Origin of the sequence: Bdellovibrio sp., assembly GCF_036384735.1 — a bacterium.
GTDB lineage: Bacteria > Bdellovibrionota > Bdellovibrionia > Bdellovibrionales > Bdellovibrionaceae > Bdellovibrio.
Window position 1 is genome coordinate 215132 of the sequence record NZ_DASVLT010000010.1, and the last position, 17315, is coordinate 232446.

14 protein-coding genes are annotated in these 17315 nt (G+C 45.1%); 5 read left to right on the plus strand and 9 right to left on the minus strand.

Translation table 11 applies throughout. The features are described from left to right. Positions 1-164: 164 nt before the first annotated feature. The 3 genes from VF412_RS03690 to VF412_RS03700 are packed head-to-tail and all read right to left on the minus strand — an operon-like array spanning position 165 to position 4253. The gene (locus VF412_RS03690; RefSeq protein ID WP_331337854.1) at positions 165-2024 is read right to left on the minus strand and encodes an ABC transporter ATP-binding protein; all 1860 of its coding nucleotides are present in this window, start codon (positions 2022-2024) and stop codon (positions 165-167) included. Continuing rightward, entirely contained in the window at positions 2017-3798 is a 1782-nt protein-coding gene (locus VF412_RS03695) for an ABC transporter ATP-binding protein (RefSeq protein WP_331337855.1), read from the minus strand. Before VF412_RS03695 ends, VF412_RS03690 begins: the two co-directional genes overlap by 8 nt. Continuing rightward, positions 3795-4253 carry a 2OG-Fe(II) oxygenase gene (locus VF412_RS03700; protein ID WP_331337856.1) on the minus strand — a complete coding sequence of 153 codons (459 nt, stop codon included), beginning with the start codon at positions 4251-4253 and terminating at the stop codon, positions 3795-3797. The genes VF412_RS03695 and VF412_RS03700 overlap by 4 nt, the downstream gene beginning before the upstream one ends. 181 nt (positions 4254-4434) lie before the next feature. Here VF412_RS03700 and VF412_RS03705 point away from each other — a divergent pair, with 181 nt between their 5' ends. Continuing rightward, complete coding sequence (locus VF412_RS03705; RefSeq protein ID WP_331337857.1) at positions 4435-5937, plus strand: NAD(P)/FAD-dependent oxidoreductase; 1503 nt, start codon at positions 4435-4437, stop codon at positions 5935-5937. On the opposite strand, the gene VF412_RS03710 is transcribed toward VF412_RS03705, so the two are convergent. The 3 genes from VF412_RS03710 to VF412_RS03720 all read right to left on the minus strand — a co-directional run bounded on the left by VF412_RS03710 (position 5934) and on the right by VF412_RS03720 (position 9175). Beyond that, the gene (locus VF412_RS03710; protein ID WP_331337858.1) at positions 5934-6446 is read right to left on the minus strand and encodes a hypothetical protein; all 513 of its coding nucleotides are present in this window, start codon (positions 6444-6446) and stop codon (positions 5934-5936) included. The two genes, VF412_RS03705 and VF412_RS03710, sit on opposite strands and share 4 nt — an antisense overlap. 1 nt (position 6447) lies before the next feature. Continuing rightward, entirely contained in the window at positions 6448-8169 is a 1722-nt protein-coding gene (locus VF412_RS03715) for a hypothetical protein (protein WP_331337859.1), read from the minus strand. 184 nt (positions 8170-8353) lie between these two features. Then, positions 8354-9175 carry a hypothetical protein gene (locus tag VF412_RS03720; RefSeq protein ID WP_331337860.1) on the minus strand — a complete coding sequence of 274 codons (822 nt, stop codon included), beginning with the start codon at positions 9173-9175 and terminating at the stop codon, positions 8354-8356. 174 nt (positions 9176-9349) lie between these two features. Between VF412_RS03720 and VF412_RS03725 the strand changes: the two genes are divergently transcribed. Together VF412_RS03725 and VF412_RS03730 are read left to right on the plus strand one after the other, a co-directional pair. Further along, entirely contained in the window at positions 9350-10354 is a 1005-nt protein-coding gene (locus VF412_RS03725; RefSeq protein ID WP_331337861.1) for a c-type cytochrome, read from the plus strand. 79 nt (positions 10355-10433) lie between these two features. Next, the gene (locus tag VF412_RS03730; protein ID WP_331337862.1) at positions 10434-10925 is read left to right on the plus strand and encodes a YceI family protein; all 492 of its coding nucleotides are present in this window, start codon (positions 10434-10436) and stop codon (positions 10923-10925) included. 53 nt (positions 10926-10978) lie between these two features. Here VF412_RS03730 and VF412_RS03735 read toward each other — a convergent pair whose 3' ends face one another. Further along, a complete protein-coding gene (locus tag VF412_RS03735) occupies positions 10979-11608 on the minus strand; it encodes a hypothetical protein (protein WP_331337863.1) in 630 nt (209 codons plus the stop codon). Between the two features lie 12 nt (positions 11609-11620). Next, a complete protein-coding gene (locus VF412_RS03740) occupies positions 11621-12790 on the minus strand; it encodes a hypothetical protein (protein WP_331337864.1) in 1170 nt (389 codons plus the stop codon). Between the two features lie 82 nt (positions 12791-12872). Here VF412_RS03740 and VF412_RS03745 point away from each other — a divergent pair, with 82 nt between their 5' ends. Further along, positions 12873-13556: a PilZ domain-containing protein gene (locus VF412_RS03745; protein WP_331337865.1), complete on the plus strand. Its 684-nt coding sequence runs from the start codon at positions 12873-12875 to the stop codon at positions 13554-13556. A 35-nt stretch (positions 13557-13591) separates the two neighbouring features. Beyond that, on the plus strand, positions 13592-14302 hold the full coding sequence (folE, locus tag VF412_RS03750; protein WP_331337866.1) for a GTP cyclohydrolase I FolE: 711 nt from the start codon (positions 13592-13594) through the stop codon (positions 14300-14302). Between the two features lie 363 nt (positions 14303-14665). Here folE and pepN read toward each other — a convergent pair whose 3' ends face one another. Then, complete coding sequence (gene pepN, locus VF412_RS03755) at positions 14666-17293, minus strand: aminopeptidase N (protein ID WP_331337867.1); 2628 nt, start codon at positions 17291-17293, stop codon at positions 14666-14668. Positions 17294-17315: the final 22 nt, after the last annotated feature.

Here is a 17315-nt window from a genome sequence, read left to right on the forward strand (position 1 = left end):
TAAAATTTTTGCGTTCGCAAGAAGTACCCTTTTTCATCGGCAGCGGCAAACTTTTTGTTAATAGTGCGAGACAAAAACTAGCCTGCATTCAGCAAAGGCTATTCTCGGATTTTAGCTTGATAGCGCTGGTTATATTTTCCACTCCAGCGAGGCCGGAGTGAAAATCAAACAAGTTCTGTTTTTTTGAATTTTGGAAGGACTTCTCGAGTAGGACCGAGGGCTACGACCTCGCCATTTTGCAACCAGAGGATGCGATCGCATTTAGCAAGAGTCGACAGGCGATGGGCGATGATGATTTGCGTGCGATCCGAGAAGAATTCTTCGGTGGCGCGAACTAAAATCTCTTCGGATTGAGGATCAACGGAGCTTGTGGCCTCGTCCATAATCACAATCGGAGCCTGTTGCAGAAGGCAGCGTGCCATACATAACAATTGGCGCTCGCCCAAGGACAGATTCTTACCACGCTCTTCGATTCTCATATCGAGACCCTGAGGTTGAGCCATGACCCAGTCATAAAGACCTACGCGTTTCAGGACAGCCACGAGTTGATCTTCTTTCAACGTGCTTTCAATATCCAGATTTGAACGCAAGGTTCCTTGGAAAAGAATCGGCTCTTGTGCAATGAAGGCAATGGATTTTCGGTAAAGATTCAAATCCACGCCGTGTGCATCAGTTTCAACTTTAGGCAAATGGCCATTGATAGAAATAGCCCCTTTATCGATAGGGTAAAGATAGAACAGAGCCTGAATCAAACTTGATTTTCCAGAGCCAGTGCGACCTACGATACCCAAACGTTCGCCCGCTTTAACTTCTAAATTCAGATTTTTCAAAACCCAAGGAAGATCCTCGCGGTATCGGAACCACAAATCTTTGATTTCAACAGAGGCGCTACGATCTTCTGTGAGTTTGCGATGGCTAAAATACTTTTCAACGGTATCTGTGTACGTAGGGTGACCAGTAGCAAAATGGGCTGATGCTGGAAGCAGATTCCCTTTTTCAAGCTCCATGCGCATGTATTGATCCAATCGTTCAACACCGATCATGGCTTCTTCGAATTGTGTGAGCCATTCAAAGAACATTTGCACTGTATTTCCAGATAAAGCGATAAAGCTGAAGGCCACCCCCACGGAACCAATGCTTGTCCAACCTTTTTCTACCATGAAATAAGCAGAAACACCGGTTACCAATAATAAAAGGGCACTCAAGCTGTTCATCTGGAATGAAAAACTTAAAATCTGCCGAGTGGTATAGAGTCTTTGTGATAAGTAATAACGATCCAAGCTTTCAAAACGTTCGCGGAAAGATGTTTGACGACGGAACGAACGAATTGTGCTGGCTCCTTGAGTCGTTTCAGCAAAGTGCGCGATACTTGGTGAGCGACTGGCGGAAAGTTCCCGACGGGCCTGGCGCAAGTGAGCTTGGTTCAACTTGTAAACAAGATAGTAAATAAAACCGATGAACACGACAAAGATCAAATAATAGGGACTCGCCAAGGTGATTAAAACCACCATCATGGTCAAATCGAAAATGATGGATAAGAATTCGGCTAAAGGCCCGCCAAACAAACGGAACACGTTGCCATAGTCAGACGAAAAACGCGTGATGATACGACCCGCGGGAGTGTTATCGAAAAAACTCATTGGCAGGCGAGAAGTTCTTAGAGTGACTTCGTCATAAAAGCTAGAAATCGCTTGAGCTGACAAGCGTGAAAAGCCCACGCGGAAAACCAAAGTCATTACAAATCCTGACAATGCCATCGCAAGCAGTAAACCGATAATCTGCGGTGAGGTCATTCCCGTCAAAGGCGAGGGCTTGCCAACAAGTGTGTCCACCCAATAACCGATGACGTTCGTGTTCGCGAGCAATAGACCACGACCTAGAACACCCAATAACAAACACAAACTGATCCGAACCAAGAATGGCTTATAAGCCATGTGTAAAGTTTCGTAGATGGTTTTGTTGTAGCCACCTTCACGTTTTATTTCACCATCGGAAAGATATTTGGGACGAATAGGACTAGCCATTATGAGCCTCCGTCTTGTTCGCAGCGGCTTCTTTAGCGACTGTTGTCGTATAGTCACGGAATTTTTCGTTACGAGCGAGAAGCTCTTCGAATGTTCCCTGGTCGATGATACGACCTTCTTCTAAGAATAAAATTCGATCCACTTGGCTTAAAGCACTTAATCGATGAGTGACTAAGATTCTGGTACGATCTGCCCACGCACCCAACAATAATTGCTCAAATAATTTTTGCTCTGTATCGACGTCGACAGCACTTAGACAGTCATCCAAAAGCAGAATAGGGGCTTGATGGAAATGCACCCGAGCTAAGCTTACGCGCTGACGTTGGCCGCCAGACAAGTTCACACCACGTTCTCCGATTTCAGTGTTCAAGCCTTTTTCAACACGTTCTGTATTCAAATCAAATTGTGCTAAACGCAAAGACTCTTCCACCATCGGATCTCGATCAGGATCGATATCGTAAAGAAACGCCACGTTTTCACGAAGGCTGGCACTCATGATGAAACCCTCTTGTGGAACGTAGGAAAAATTCCCACGAACTTCATCCGGGGTCGCTTGCAGAGCGTCTTTATCGCCGATGTGATAAAAGTCGAAGCTTGCGCCTGTCTCGCGAAGAAGGGAAAGCAAAAGCATGGATTTTCCAGAGCCTACTTCACCCACGACGGCAACGAATTCTCCGTGGGCCACATCCAAATCAATTTTATTCAAAATATCTCTGGCGCCAATGCGAAGATTCAAGCCGCGCACTTGCAGCGCAAAGGCTTCATCGCGAGTCATAGCTGCAGGTTCACGACCATCCTCATCTGTTTTGTTATTTTTGATCGAGAAGAACTCCTCCAGACGTTTTAGTGAAGTCCAAGAGTCGAAAGCGAAAGTAAAGAACCAAGGCATCTGTCTAAATGGACGAGTCAGGAAAATGCCGACAATCCACAAAAGCGCCAAAAGTTCGCCGCCTGTGACCTGTTGCTTGGTGAAGAACACCAACGACCCCAAAGAAATAACATTCAAAACAAAAGTGACAGAGGAAGAAAGGGCATTCATGATTTGACCATTGGTCACCATCAAGACGCGGTTTCTTGTTTCAACCTCGCGTTTCGCAAAAATCGCAGTTTCGAAATGACGAATCCATCCAAGAATTCTGATCGTGCGAATATTTTGAATCCATTCATTTACAAGGCCAATGCGTTCTGCCGCCAAAAGCTTAAAGCGGAAAAAGAAGCGAGACTGACGAAAACCCATTACTGTATTTAGGACTGTCATGCCGATCATCACACAAATCGTCGGCCATAGTGGAATGTCAAATAGTACAGAGATCGCAAATGGCGCAAGCAGTAGCGGGAACAAAGTCGATGCACCTGCTGGCAACGTTTGATCCAAGAAAACCGTGGCTCCGGCAACATCCGTTGCATACAAAGAAACAATTTCCCCAACAGGACGGTGACTCATGGTATCCACGCGCAAGTTCAATGTTTTATTGTAAAGGCGCTCAGCAAAAACTCTTTGCATGAACAAAGCTTCCTTGGCGCTGAGGTAGTTCGTAAGTTGCGCAAAAGCTTGCGCAAAAAGAACGCAGAAGAAAGCACCGACGATAAACCACAACGGATTATTGAATGTGAAAAGATGAAGCTTGCTTGCAGTGCCGGTCAATTGATCGATGAACTCTTTTTGAAAGAAAGGTCCCAACAAGCCGAACACCGCAGCGGCAAACGAGCACAGCAGGATGATGATCCTAGCGTGAAAACGTGTGAAGACTACTTCGCTAAAGAGTGATTTCATAATGCGTCGTCCCTAAACCAGCCTGTCAGGCTCTGGCGATTTGTGGTGCTCTTTTCCACTTGGTGCGGAAAAAGATCACTGCGAAAAAGAATCAGCGTGCCCAAGGTCGGTTCTACTTGAGCGATTCGCTCATCGTCCTTCTCTGGATTATAAAGGCTCAGTTCTCCACCATGGGACTTTTGCCAATTCTCATTGAGATAAAGCACAAAAGTAATTTTTCGGTGACTGAGTCCGCGATGATTGTCGATGTGCTTTTCATATCCCGTTCCAGGAGGATAAAAAGCAAAGTGGGCTTCCACGCGTTTCAGACCTAGAAAGAAAAACTCGTTTAATTTTTGGCGGATCACTTCTAGAGATTCCAAGAAAGGATGCTCGTCCAGCCACAGAATAAAATCGCCCCGAATTTCTTTCTGCACAGTCTTTGTTGAGCCACGGCCAATGGAGGCTTTATTCAAGTATCCTTCTTTGGAAAGATTTTGACACTCATGGGCAAGAGATCGACAGAAATCTAAAGAGAAAACTGACTTAGAAACGGCCCAATTTTTTTGCGCCAATTCTTCCAACATTCCCTCTAAAGCTGTGAGATTGATTTGCTTCTGTTCCAAAGTGTTGTCATCCTATGCTGGTGAGGCATTGATGGCAAAAAGTTCTTTCACTCGTCGCGAGTTTTTAAAAATTTCTGCACTGAGTTCTACAGCATTTGCTTTGGGTTCCTGCGCAAGTTTGGATCGCAGTTTTATGGGCGACAAGCGGGATCTTACCAATGAAGTTGTGATCATCGGTGCCGGTGCAGCGGGTCTCGCGGCGGCCTATGCCTTAAAAAAGCGCAAAATTCCCTTCAGAGTTTTTGAAGCGTCTTCTCGAGTGGGCGGCCGAGTGCAAACTGTATCAATGTTCCCTGACGGAGGACCTGTTGCAGAGTTAGGGGCCGAGTTTATCGACGATTCTCACAAAGCCGTTTTTGCCATCGCCAAAGAATTGAATCTCCCGCTGCGCGAAATCAAAGGACCTTCGGGTTTAGAAGCCCATATTTTTTCTTTCAATGCTCGCACGTATCGAGTCAAAGATTTGGCTTCCAAGATGAAAACTTTGGCAGGTCCGATCCGTCGCGTGCGCCAGGATCTGTATCGTCAACAGGATGTGACATTGAACTATAAGAACTCTTTGCAGTTTGAACGTTCTGCTTACTATGACTCGATGTCATTAAAAGACTTGCTTGATAGTTGGGCAAGTGAAGTGGATCCGGTGATTTTGAAGTTGATCGAAGCGCAGGCGGTGGCACGTTTTGGTGTGGATGCGGAAAATCAGTCCTCTTTGCATTTTTTGGAAACATTAGATGCGGAAGGCAGTTCGCTGCTTCAGGGCAGTCGCACATATCGCATGGAAGGCGGGTTGACTCAGTTGATCTCGACCTTGCATGAGCGTGTTGCCGGAGTCATTCCTCAATACATTGTGAAAACAAATAATGTTCTGACAGAGATCTTTGAGAAAAAAGGAGTCTTTGAACTGACATTCAAATCTCCGAATGGACACGGCACTTACACGTCAAAGAATGTGATCTGCACAATTCCTTTTTCGAAGCTGCGCGAGGTTGAAGGTTTGCAGAAATTAGAATTTTCGTCTTTGAAAAAAGATGCGATCTTGGCTCAAGACTATGCAACCCATAGCAAAGGAGCCTTGGCCTTTAACGATCCATTCTGGAGAAAAAAATCAGGAAAGATTCCCGGCAATCTTGGAAACTTCACCGGTGATTTTTTAACACAAAAGTTTTGGGACTCAGGCCGAGGACAGGATGGTACTCAAGGTCTTCTGACTTTCCAACGCGGAGGTAAGTCGGGTGCTGAAGCGGGGGCGCTAGCGCCTCAAGCGGCAGTTCAGGATTTTAATCTTTTCTATGATATGAATTCTCACAGCGTTCTTGACTCGAATTTTGTGAATTGGAGTTTGAAGCCGTGGTCTTTGGGGTCAATGGCGTACTTCAAAAAAGGTCAATACATGCGCTTCAAAGGTGTGGCAGGTGAAGCCGAATACAGAGGGCACTTCCAGTTTGCCGGAGAACACACAAGCATGCTCGCCGCAGGAACTTTGCAAGGGGCCCTCGAAACGGGCCTCATTGCAGCAGCCAACGTGAATATCTAATTCAAGTTCACATTCAGAACAGCATCTTGTCCTGACGAGCTGACGAAGCTATCAACGTCTGTCTTATTGATAGAGTTGATGATTGAAGCAGAGTGATTACTTGATGCAGTCATCCCTTGCGGAGTTGTTCCATCTGCATTCACCCAACTGTAGTTCGATTGATTGGACACCACAAAGACCACGATGTTGTAAGAAGGGCGGAAGCCCTCTTGTTCAACTTGCACTGGTGGCAATGTCACAGAGTCAGCTGTAAGGTAAACCGTGCGCGACTCTTTCACTTGCGACAAATTGATTTGTGAAGCATCCGTTGAGATGAATGGACGTGAGCCGACAGCATAAAGCACTGTCAGGTATTGACCACGGAAATTGCCCAAGCGATTTACCTGTAAAGACGGAACTGTTTCAAAGCGCGCAGCTTCTGCATTTCTTTGAGAAACCGAACCGCTCATAAGACCAAGTCCAATGATCAAGGTTAATGCGTTGATGATGATGAGTTTGAGAGATCTCATGTTACTTCGCTCCTGTCTGCGCGTAATTCAAATACATAACAAGGTGGCCCGTTGGGTCCATCAGCACACGGTTGATATCCAACTTCATGCCTAGAACCTCAGGAGGCAGAGGCAAAGATCCAGGGATGTTTTCCTGAGTGGTCGCCCATGTCTTGCATTTCTCTTTCAACTGTTTGCGGATCTCTGTGTAGACTTTGTCTTTCCAGATTCCATTTAAAAGTTTTCCAGCTGTTGAAAGATACTTCGGATCCATCTTCATCGTCGAATCATCGATCGTGTAGAGGATGAGTTGCATGCCCGGTTTATCCTTCAATTGCGCCAATTTTGCAATGATATCGAATTCAAGAACGATAGTATCCTTCAGGAAAGCCGAGCCTGGCTTGTTTTCAATCGCCACATGCATTTTAACGAAGGTCTCTTGTGGTTTCAAAACCACGCCGGCTGGAGCTTTTACATAGTCAATTGTCGGAACGTCGACGAGTTTCATCGTATCAGTTCCTGTTTTGATCTGCTCGAAGTTCTTACGTTCAAAGGAAAGTTGTAAAACACGATTGATCAATGAGCGATCCAAACTCAATGCGATGTCGTAGCTTTCTGCCGGCAACAGATTCATCACCACATTGCCACGGGATTTATCCGCCAAACGAGGGGTGCTTGACGGATTCGTGGTATCTTCCACGTATCCCGTAACATCCACATTGAGGGTTTTATTCAAGTTCAAATTTTGAAGACGTAAGCCCCATTTATAATCAGGACGAGTGTCATTGTCCTCTTTGCCCGGAGCCGACATCGTCTGAACCTGTTCAAGATTTCCGGCTAAGAATTCTTTCGCCTTTTGGTTCAACATATCTGGTAAAGTTTTGCGAGCGAAATCGCCCATGCTGCTACGAACTTTTTCGATCAAGAGCGGAGCTTCCTTCGTCAAAAGTTTGTCGAGCTCTTGGTTGTTCAGGTAATATTTTTTGCCATTCAACTCGACTGCGAAAGTCGGGATGATCACTTTTTGATACTGGAAAGCAATCGACGCTTTATCGATATTGTTTTCAAGTTCTAAAGCTTCGAACTCTAACTGACCACTTGCATTCATGCGGATATAGAAGGGCAAACGCAATTTTAGTGGCGTGTCATTATCACCCACTGAGATCGTCACATTTTCTAGACCGACTTTGCCAAGATCTTCATTGTTCAAGTCCCAAGCTAAAACCGATGCCGTTGATAAAGTAAATTTCTTCACTTCAAGCTCGATGGCCAAGACGGCGCCATCGCGTTTTCCTAATGAGCGCATTAAATTCTCGTCGGTTACCAAACCAAAGCGAGAGAACTGCGCCACATAACCTGATTCACCAATTTGTACTGTCGGCAAATGGGGATTTAAAGAAAAACCAACGAACCAGGTGCTCAGAAGATCTTTGATCTGCTTATAAGTAGCAACCGCTTCCGGTGCATCCTTTATATAGTCGTCGGGATTAATAGGCTTGTCGGCCTTGTAAGACATAGCGGGGAAGTAGCCCTCGTCGATTTTCACGCCCATATTGCCTAAGATCGCACTTAGATTTTGATCAAAATACTTCATTCCCCGAGGAGTGATCTGCAACTGAACTGCATTAGAAAGCAAATGAGTCTGCGGAATTTGCGGATTTGCATCACCTGCAAACGCACGCAAGCCTTGCATTGTCAGCAATAGGGGAACCAAGATTTTTGATCTCTGTAACCGACGTGCCATTAAACCTCTCCACGTGAGTGCATGAAATTCCGAGGTTTGCTTTGCAAGTGGGGTTCCAGAAATTAATGACTGTCACGAACCTGTCTCTTTCAATTGAGTCATAAAGCACTGTCTAAAAACGAGACACATGACGAAAAGGAGCCCCCGGGGACAGGGACTTGTGACCTTTGAGCCTAAATAGATTTTAGAAATTCCAGCCGTAACCCACAGAGAAAATCATCTGATTCGCAGATGAGGTGCTATTGTTCGGGAACAGCGCATATGTGAATTGGAATGGGATATAGTTCTGGCTGCTCAAGGCGTAGTCGCCACCTAAAGCCACATCAATTGTTTGGTTTGTTGTGATCTTGCTTGTATCAAGGACGTTGCTTGATTTGCTTAAAGCAAACAAGAAACCAAGGCCTGCTCCGCCCCAGAAGTCGAAAGTTTTATTCTGCCAAACAGTGTAGCGCAAAAGAGCATCGATGCCCAGATAGCTGATGTTTGCATTGCAATTTGTTGAAGTGCCATTATCACAGATCGCAGAAGATGCTGTTCCGCTTGCAACCAACGTTTTGTAACCACCGGAAAATTTCGCGCTGATATTTTTATCCAGAACCATCGAGTAAAAACCTGTAAACTCAAAGCTTGATCCGGTCAGGTTCACAGAGCCACCGGAAGGTTTCACAGTCATGCTGTTCATGGAATAGCCGCCCATCAAACCCCAAGAGGCCTTATCGCGCGAGCGATGATGAGCAGAACGAGTTTCATAAGGTTCAAGGACATAACCAACTTGTGCAGAGCCTTTGTCTATAGCTGCGATAGCTTTATTGCCTTTAACTTGACGAATGGTCAAAAGACCTTTCTTTTTTCCCTCTTCATTGATTGTAAGATAACGCTCGCCAGTCTTGACGCTTTCGCCTTCAAGATCCAGAAGAGCCTTTCCATTTTTTACCGCAGTCACTTTGATGGCTTGCGCCTGGAAGGACACGAAGAAGAGTATCAATGTTGCAACAAGTGTTTTCATAGTAGCTGTATCGTCATTTTTTGAGTCAACTTAAGCACTATCGTCGAGCGGATCTCATTCTGAGACGCTCTCTGAAATGTCCAGTGAAGCGGAACGATTTTTCACGAGAAATCAGAAGGATTCTTCGAAAAAGCCAGACCATAAACCGATAAATTGTTTGAAGGGGAAATGCATGTGAGAAAACTACCTATTCGAGTTGCCAGCATGCTTGGCTTTGGGCTGTTAATTCTGTGCTTTCAAAACTGCAGCGATATGGTCGTGCAAGATGGCGTGATGTATCAGGCAAGTTTGGCGGAATATGAAGCGGCTGCTGATAAAGAATATCTTCCCGCTCTTTTGACCACCTCATCTCTTTCTTTTTGGTCAAAGCCTAGTGACGTCAATTATGTCAATAAATCCTCGGTGCTCTCAGATTCATTTTCTTTTGTCGCGGCCCTGAGCAGATCTGCTCGAGGAGTCGTGATGTCTGTCAACTCGGGCACAGGATTAGAAGAGGGCCGCATTACCGTGACTGATTCGACTATCACGGCCGCTCGCTATATTGATGCTAACAATTACTCTTATATCGAAGTGCCGTTGCCATCGTCTGGAGAGCAAATGGTGATCGGTGCAAGCTTCGCTCAAACTGCAGGTGACGGTGACGTGACCCTGATGATTAATGGGATTTTGCAAATCTCGACGCGACTGAAAGTGGGAGTTCCCGGTGATTTTTCGTATGTTCTCAAATCACTGACTACAGCGCCGTCCACAGGAACTGTTTCAGAATATGTTGTCTATAATACTCCTCTGAATGCCACCCAGCTGAATGTCATGTCACGCTATATTGCCTCGGCAGAATCAATCCAGAATGTTGTCTATGATCCAGTTTTGATGAATGGTGATGGATCGGGAGCTTCAACGACGACGGAAGATCCATTATTTGTCGCTGCGAAAACGATTATTGATAACAAGTGTATCGTCTGTCACGTGCCCAATAGCAACGGTGGAGATTTAACGAATCTAACCAGCGCTAAGGCAGTTTCGCGGGGATGGGTCGTGGCTGGAAATCCTGCCAGCTCTAAGTTGTATTATCGCTTGCAAGGTTCAAGTGGCAGCGGGACGAAAGACATGCCCCAGGCCGGTTCTATCACTGCAACGGAAGTTCAAGCAATTGCTGACTGGATTTCCAATATCAAGTAGTCTACACTTCATCTCATTCGTAGAAGTGACTGTTATGAAATTAAAAAAAACCTGAATCAATTTTAATTGAGGGGGAATCGTGAGAGTTTTGTTTGCATCGTTGGTTTTATCATTAGGTGTCGCAAGCGCGGCCTTTGCATCTGAAGCAGTGGTGGATGTGGTTTTGAATCCAATGGGTGATTTCAAAGCCAAAACAGCGGACGTCAAGGGCGAAGCCATTCAAAAGGGAGACGAAGTTTTTGCGCAAAATATCGTCGTAAATCTGAAGTCTTTGAAAACGGGTGTGGAACTTCGTGATAAGCACACTCAAAAACATCTTGAAACTGAAAAGTATCCAGAGGCCGTTTTGATCTCTGCATCAGGTAAAGGTGGCAAAGGTAAAGGCAAACTTAAAATCCGTGGAATCGAAAAAGATGTTGAAGGCACTTATAAAGTCGATGGTCAAAATTTGATCGCTGATTTTAAGGTGAATATTGCTGAATACGGAATCAAAGATATCAACTACATGGGAGTTGGAGTTGAAGACGAAGTCGCTCTTCACGTTGTAGTTCCAGTGAAATCTGCTAAGTAAATTCTTTTAAAAAAACAAAATAAAAAAGGCCTCGCGAGAGGCCTTTTTTATTTCTAGAATCTGTAAGCAAGTCCGATCTTCCAGAAGGTAGACCCTTGATCTAAAGGTCCTAATCCTTGATAGAAATCGAAAGAATCAGACAAGCGAACGTTGATGTCTGCCAGAGCTGTCAGTGCGAAATTTCTTGTCGCATCCACAGTCAAGCCGGCCGTGTCTGTGGGCCAATCAATATTGCGGTAGTAAATCAAAGCAGATACACCCACATTCACTCGCCCGGTCAGACGGTAGAATGCACGAGGAGTTAATGCTACCATCGTAAATGACTGCTTATCTTTTTGATAAGTGATTGTGCTATTGCCGCCACCGTTGGCGCGTCCTGTGGCTAAGAAGCCTCCGACGTTCCAACCCCAGTGATAGTAAGTGAACTCTTTTTGATAGCTCAGAGCTAGGCCGCTATAGTTTGCGACATCGGTTTCTTTTTTACCAGCTTGTTTCAAAATCAAAGGCTCGTTCCACTGAATAGAAGAAAGGCCGATGGCTCGGGATTCCACGTGAGTTTTCTTCGCTGAAGGAAGATCTGTCTGCGAAGATTCTTCAACTGAGTTGTCAGCAAGTTCGTCCGCCTGAGCAAAATAACCAGTCAAAGAAGACACAATCAAAGAAATAAGAATTAATTTTTTCATCTGCGCCTCCTTTTAATAAGAAATATGAATTTGAGATTGCAACATCCAGCTATCATACTGACCGCTTTGGTCGTCGTAAGCTTTGCCATTCACTGCCATGAAACGAAGTTCCGTGCGAGGAAGCGGGAACATCATAGCGCCAAAACTGTATTTCAAATTTTCCGCAGAGGATTTGTTGATGTCCGACTTGCTGGCTTCGATGGATGTTAGGATGTTGTAACCGCGACGGATCGAAATCAAGGACTCGATCCACGCATAAGTTCCCAAAGTCGCATCGGTATTCGCCACTTTGTCTTTCTTTTGCTGCAAACCCACTTCTGCCAGAACAGAAGAACCTTTGGAAAGACCCAAGCGAGAAGTCACTGCCGCCAAATCCCAGCGTGCAGAGTCATTTTCTTCATGAAGTAATGATCCGCCGACTTTGAATTTTTCGTAAACTTGGTATTCGCCAGTAATGGATCCACCTTTGTAACGTTCTGAATCCTTTTCGTAGCTGTTCCCGAAGAATGCTTCCGCGGCGATATCCCAAGTTGGATATGTAAAGTGGGCAATTAAACCTTGAGATTGATCGAATTGACCCAATGTAATCGGCGAGCGATTCACAGCTGTGTGATCCACGTTACGAATGCCGTAAGCCTTATCCATTTGCCCTAGGTAGAACCACAAGTTGTTATTGGCTTTCCAACGAAGATAGTATTCTTTCATATAGAAATCCCACTCGTTCACTTGTGAGTGCGGAGGATACGCATCGGCATAAGAAAGTGTTGTGATCAACGCAATATTTTGCTTCTTGTCTGCAAAGAAGTTGAGGTTCACGTCCTGCTGCATGTTCACGTATTTTTCGATAGTCTGATTGCTACCCGGATTTACCTTGTACCATAGACCACGATATTTTAAACCGGGGCGAAACCACCAAGGCATCTGCGTTTTGCCAAGAAAACCTGATTCAGCTGCGATCTCTTCTTCATCTGTGTCTTTCGAATACACGTCGCGAGCCGTGATCTCGGTCGCAAACAAGGCGCGACCATAATCATTCAAAGCTCCGCCACCAAGACCGTTGTAATGGCAGGTGATGCAAGAGGAGTATCCGTATCCAATGAAGTCTGGATAGGCTGAAGCCTCTTTTGAATTAAGAAGTAAAAGAAATGGAATTGCAAAAAGGGTAAATTTAAGTTTTCTCACAATGAGACAATCATTTGTGAAGTGCTTCGTAGAAGCAATAAAAAATTGCAAACATCTGTCAATCAAACCGATAAGAATGCCTATGAAAAGTAAGTCAGTGGGTCTTGAAAGGCCCCGTGTTGTGCAATTAGCAGCGGCAGTTTTGATCGCAATGCCTGTTCTTGACATCTTCATGGGGCAACGAACAGGTTCGTTCATCTTTGATGGTGTCAGTTGGCTGCTCATCTTCGGGGCGGGGGCCACTCTTATGGTACGCCATAAATTGGCGTGGATGTTAGGGATCCTTCTTAGCGTGATCTTTGTGCTCTATAACCTAATTATTTTGGTGAACTCAACCGTGCCCGGAGCAAATCCTGTATTTCAAACAGCAAAGTTAATGGATTGTTTGCTTGTTGTCTTTATTGTGGGAACGGTTTTCTATTTCTTCCGTTACCCTTATTTAGATCGGCGTCAGCACTGGTTTGCGCCAACAGGCAATCGCTTTGCTGCACAGATCCCTGTCGTTTTAAATGGTAATATCCAGACAACATCTCTGGATTTGTCGTATACAGGGGCCAAGGTGGCCTTGCCCGAGAGCGTTGCCTTTGACCTCAAAGTAGGGGACCGTGTGTCATTGCTTCTTACGGAAGTGGACGATTTATTATGTCAGGGGCGGATCCTGGAAATTCACGCTCATCACGTGCGAATTCATTTTGAGGACACCTCTAGTCAAGAACAAGAACTGATACGCCAGTGGCTCTCAAGTCAAAATTTGCCAAAAGCTTAAGTTTCAGGCATAAGGGTTCTCTTTTAAGGTGAAAAATGGCTAAAAAATCTAGCAAGAAGAAAAAAGCAGTTACAGTGGATCCCTCTCTTGAGAGCCACATCATCCCTACGAACGTAAAAAAGATCCTTCAAAACGTGCGCCCAACGCCGATGATTGACAATGGTCTTTCTAATGATGAAAAGATCCATCAGATCACAGAAAAGTTCACAGAGATTCTAGAAATCCTAGGTCTTGATCTGAAAGATGACAGCCTTTCCGATACACCTAAGCGTATTGCTAAGATGTACGTGAACGAAGTTTTTGGCGGTTTAGATCCACATAAATTCCCGAAGATGACCGTGATCGAAAATACGATGAAGTACGATCAAATGATCGTGATTCAATCCATCGAATGCTTGTCATTCTGCGAACATCACTTCTTGCCAATCGATGGTTTGGCGACAGTGGCTTATATTCCAAATAAAAAAGTGATCGGTCTTTCAAAGATCAATCGCGTGGTTCAATACTTTGCGCGCAGACCGCAAGTGCAAGAGCGTTTAACAAAACAAATCGCAGACTGTCTTCAATATGTGCTTGAAACAGATCACGTAGCTGTTCACATCAATGCAAAACACTATTGCGTGATGATGAGAGGTATTGAAGACACTCACAGTACGACGGCAACGTCGGACCTTCGTGGTCACTTCAAAACTCTTCCTGAAACAAGGGAAGAATTCTTGCACCACTGCTGTGTAAGGCCGAAATAATCCAGTATCAGTTTTTGTTGGTGCGGGGATTTGCTGAGAAAAAGGGGCTAAGGTATTTTGCTAAAGCTCCTTCGACACGGCATCCTGCCTCGTCGCTCCAGCCTGCGGCTGGGGGCCATCCGGGCCCCGCGAAGGTCGAATCCGCTTTAGCAAAATACCTTAGCCCCTTTTTCTCAGCAAATTTCGTATCAGGAAGATTATCTTTTAAGTTTCGTCGTGTTTGATGACGTCGTGGTTAATCTATGGGGCTGCTTTTGGGTTTATCGAAGGCGCAGATTTTTAGGGAGTGACTTCATCGGTGCGGGACACAAATAGCGGAATGCTATTTGTGCGCCCGACGAAAGAGATGCTTAAACAAAAGACTTAGTGAACCAAAGCTGACTGTAAAAGCTCTCGAGAGTTTTTAGAAAGCCCTGGAACTGCCACCATGCGCTGGATTTGCGTGATAGCTTTGTCCTTCATGCTTGGATCAAGTTTGTGAACAAAGTTGAAAGCTGCACACAGACGAGCGGCCACTTGTGGATTCTTCGCGTCGACTTCCAAAATTTTATCTGCATAGAACTCGTAAGCATTCAATTTTGGATCGTTGAAGCGAACAATGTTAGCACCAAAAGCTCTTAGCAATGAATAGACATTGTTCGGATTTCCAAGGTTGAACGTGGGATGTTTCGTCAATGCCATCACGTCTTGAAGAACTTCCGGACGGGATGTTGTCGTTGCTTGAGCCGTGAACCACTTGTTGATAACAACTGAATCGTCTTTCCATTCTTCGTGGAAGTGGTGCAAAGCCTCTTCGCGGTAAGTGGATTTTGTGTCAGCAAGAATCATCAATGCTGTCATACGGTCTGTCATGTTTTGAGCATTCCAGTACTGAGCATTTACCATCTCAAGAATTTCTGCATCGTGGATCTCTGCAAGATAATGCAAGGCTTGGTTTTTCAACTGGCGCTGGCCGAAAACTTTTGTGTCGCGGCTTTTTGGATCAACGCCATTGAATTTGCGATAGATCTCAAGAAGCTGGGCTCTGTTGTTTTTAGCAATAGCTTGGCGAACGGCCAGGCGTGCTTTGTGGAATGCTTCCGCATCAAGAACAGGCTCTGATTGAGCAAGAACCGCATAGCTTGGAAGTTGCAACATCTTCGCTTTGAACGCAGGATCCATGTGCTCGTCCCGAATAACAGCACTCATGGCTTTCAAATATTTTTCGTCTACTTTTAAAGGCTGACCTTGGCGGGATTGTTGAATCAAGCTTGAAAGAACGTGCATGCCGATTTTTTGCGCCATCTCGCGACGGTTGAATGAATCCACGTCTTTTTCCATCAAGAAGAACAGGTCTTCATCTGTGGCATTCCAGTTCAATGTGACAGGGGCCGAGAACTCACGCAAAATTGAAAGCACGGGACGTTCGTTCAAACCTTTGAACACGAAGGTGTCTTTTTGGTTTTTTAATTCGATCAAGTTCTTGCCGTCGGTATTCTGAGTGATCTTTTCGCAGTTCAGCGGCAATTCTTTACCAGCTTTATCCAAAAGCCCCATCATCAATGGAATGTGGAATGGCTCTTTCGTCGGTTGATTTGGTGTTGGCGGGCAGCTTTGCTCCAATGTCAGGTGATATTCGCCGGAAGCGGCATCGAATTTTTCCTGAACATTGATCACCGGGGTTCCCGCCTGAATGTACCAACGTTTAAACTGAGTGAAATCCTTGCCATTGGGCTCAGAGATCGCTGCCGCGAAATCATCTGTTGTCACAGCTTGACCGTCGTGACGACGGAAATATTCGTCCATGCCTTTGCGGAAACCTTTACGACCTACAATCGTTTGCATCATGCGAATGACTTCAGATCCTTTTTCATAGATCGTCATTGTGAAGAAGTTATCTACGGCCATGCAAGACTCGGGGCGAACGGGGTGAGCATTAGGACCTGCGTCTTCAGCGAATTGTCCCGCACGAAGGGCATCCACGTCTTCAATTCTTTGCACTGCACGCTCTGTCATATCGGCAGAGAATTCCTGGTCACGGAAAACGGTCAGGCCTTCTTTCAAAGAAAGTTGGAACCAATTTGCCAGTGTCACGCGATTGCCCGTCCAGTTGTGGAAGTATTCGTGAGCGACAACAGATTCGATACTGTGGAAGTCTGTATCAGTTGCAGAGGAAGAATCCGCAAGAACCAGGCGAGAGTTAAAAATGTTCAAACCTTTATTTTCCATGGCGCCGGCATTGAAATCATCAATTGCTACGATCATGTAGTCATTCAGATCGTACTCAAGACCAAAAACTTCTTCGTCCCACTTCATCGCCTTTTTCAATGAATCCATAGCATGCCAGCAACGCTCTTGCTTGCCGTGAGCAGCGTACACTTCCAAATTTACTTTTCTGCCAGAAGAGGTGGTGAAAGTGTCTCGGATTACGCCCAAGTCACCGGCCACAAGTGCAAACAAGTAGCATGGTTTTTTGTGTGGATCTTGCCAGTAAGCTTTGTGACGACCATTCCCCAAGTCTTCAACTTTGATACGGTCACCGTTTGAGAGAAGAACAGGGTATTTTGCTTTATCCGCTTCAATTGTCACAGAATACGATGTCATCACATCAGGGCGATCGAAGAAGTAAGTGATCTTTCTAAAACCTTGAGCCTCACATTGAGTGCAGAAGATGCCATTAGATTTGTAAAGACCTTCAAGAGATGTATTGTTTTGAGGTTCCAACTGCGTTTCAACTTCCAAAGTAAATGCCGCCGGAACAGTTGGAATGATTAATTCTTCAGCAGTGATTTGATATTGAGTCTCTTTCAAAGTCTCGCCATTGATTTTCACAGAGACCAATTTCAAATCCACGCCATTCAAGTGAAGAGGGGCACCAGAAGTAAGCTGTTTTACTTGGCTTTTTGCACGAACTCGACAAAAGTCTTCGTTCAAATTGAAGTCGAGGTGCATGGAATCAACCGAAAAAGCTGGGCCTTTATAGTCTTTAAGGTAAATTTTCTCTTGTTTCATAATGCCTCGCTTCCGATAATGG

Excerpts from the sequence above, each read along its gene's own strand:
- VF412_RS03705 (WP_331337857.1), top strand. The coding sequence starts at position 4,435 with ATGGCAAAAAGTTCTTTCACTCGTCGCGAGTTTTTAAAAATTTCTGCA.
- VF412_RS03745 (WP_331337865.1), top strand. The coding sequence starts at position 12,873 with ATGAAAAGTAAGTCAGTGGGTCTTGAAAGGCCCCGTGTTGTGCAATTA.
- VF412_RS03695 (WP_331337855.1), bottom strand. The coding sequence starts at position 3,798 with ATGAAATCACTCTTTAGCGAAGTAGTCTTCACACGTTTTCACGCTAGG.
- pepN (WP_331337867.1), bottom strand. The coding sequence starts at position 17,293 with ATGAAACAAGAGAAAATTTACCTTAAAGACTATAAAGGCCCAGCTTTT.
- VF412_RS03710 (WP_331337858.1), bottom strand. The coding sequence starts at position 6,446 with ATGAGATCTCTCAAACTCATCATCATCAACGCATTAACCTTGATCATT.
- folE (WP_331337866.1), top strand. The coding sequence starts at position 13,592 with ATGGCTAAAAAATCTAGCAAGAAGAAAAAAGCAGTTACAGTGGATCCC.
- VF412_RS03715 (WP_331337859.1), bottom strand. The coding sequence starts at position 8,169 with ATGGCACGTCGGTTACAGAGATCAAAAATCTTGGTTCCCCTATTGCTG.
- VF412_RS03735 (WP_331337863.1), bottom strand. The coding sequence starts at position 11,608 with ATGAAAAAATTAATTCTTATTTCTTTGATTGTGTCTTCTTTGACTGGT.
- VF412_RS03720 (WP_331337860.1), bottom strand. The coding sequence starts at position 9,175 with ATGAAAACACTTGTTGCAACATTGATACTCTTCTTCGTGTCCTTCCAG.
- VF412_RS03690 (WP_331337854.1), bottom strand. The coding sequence starts at position 2,024 with ATGGCTAGTCCTATTCGTCCCAAATATCTTTCCGATGGTGAAATAAAA.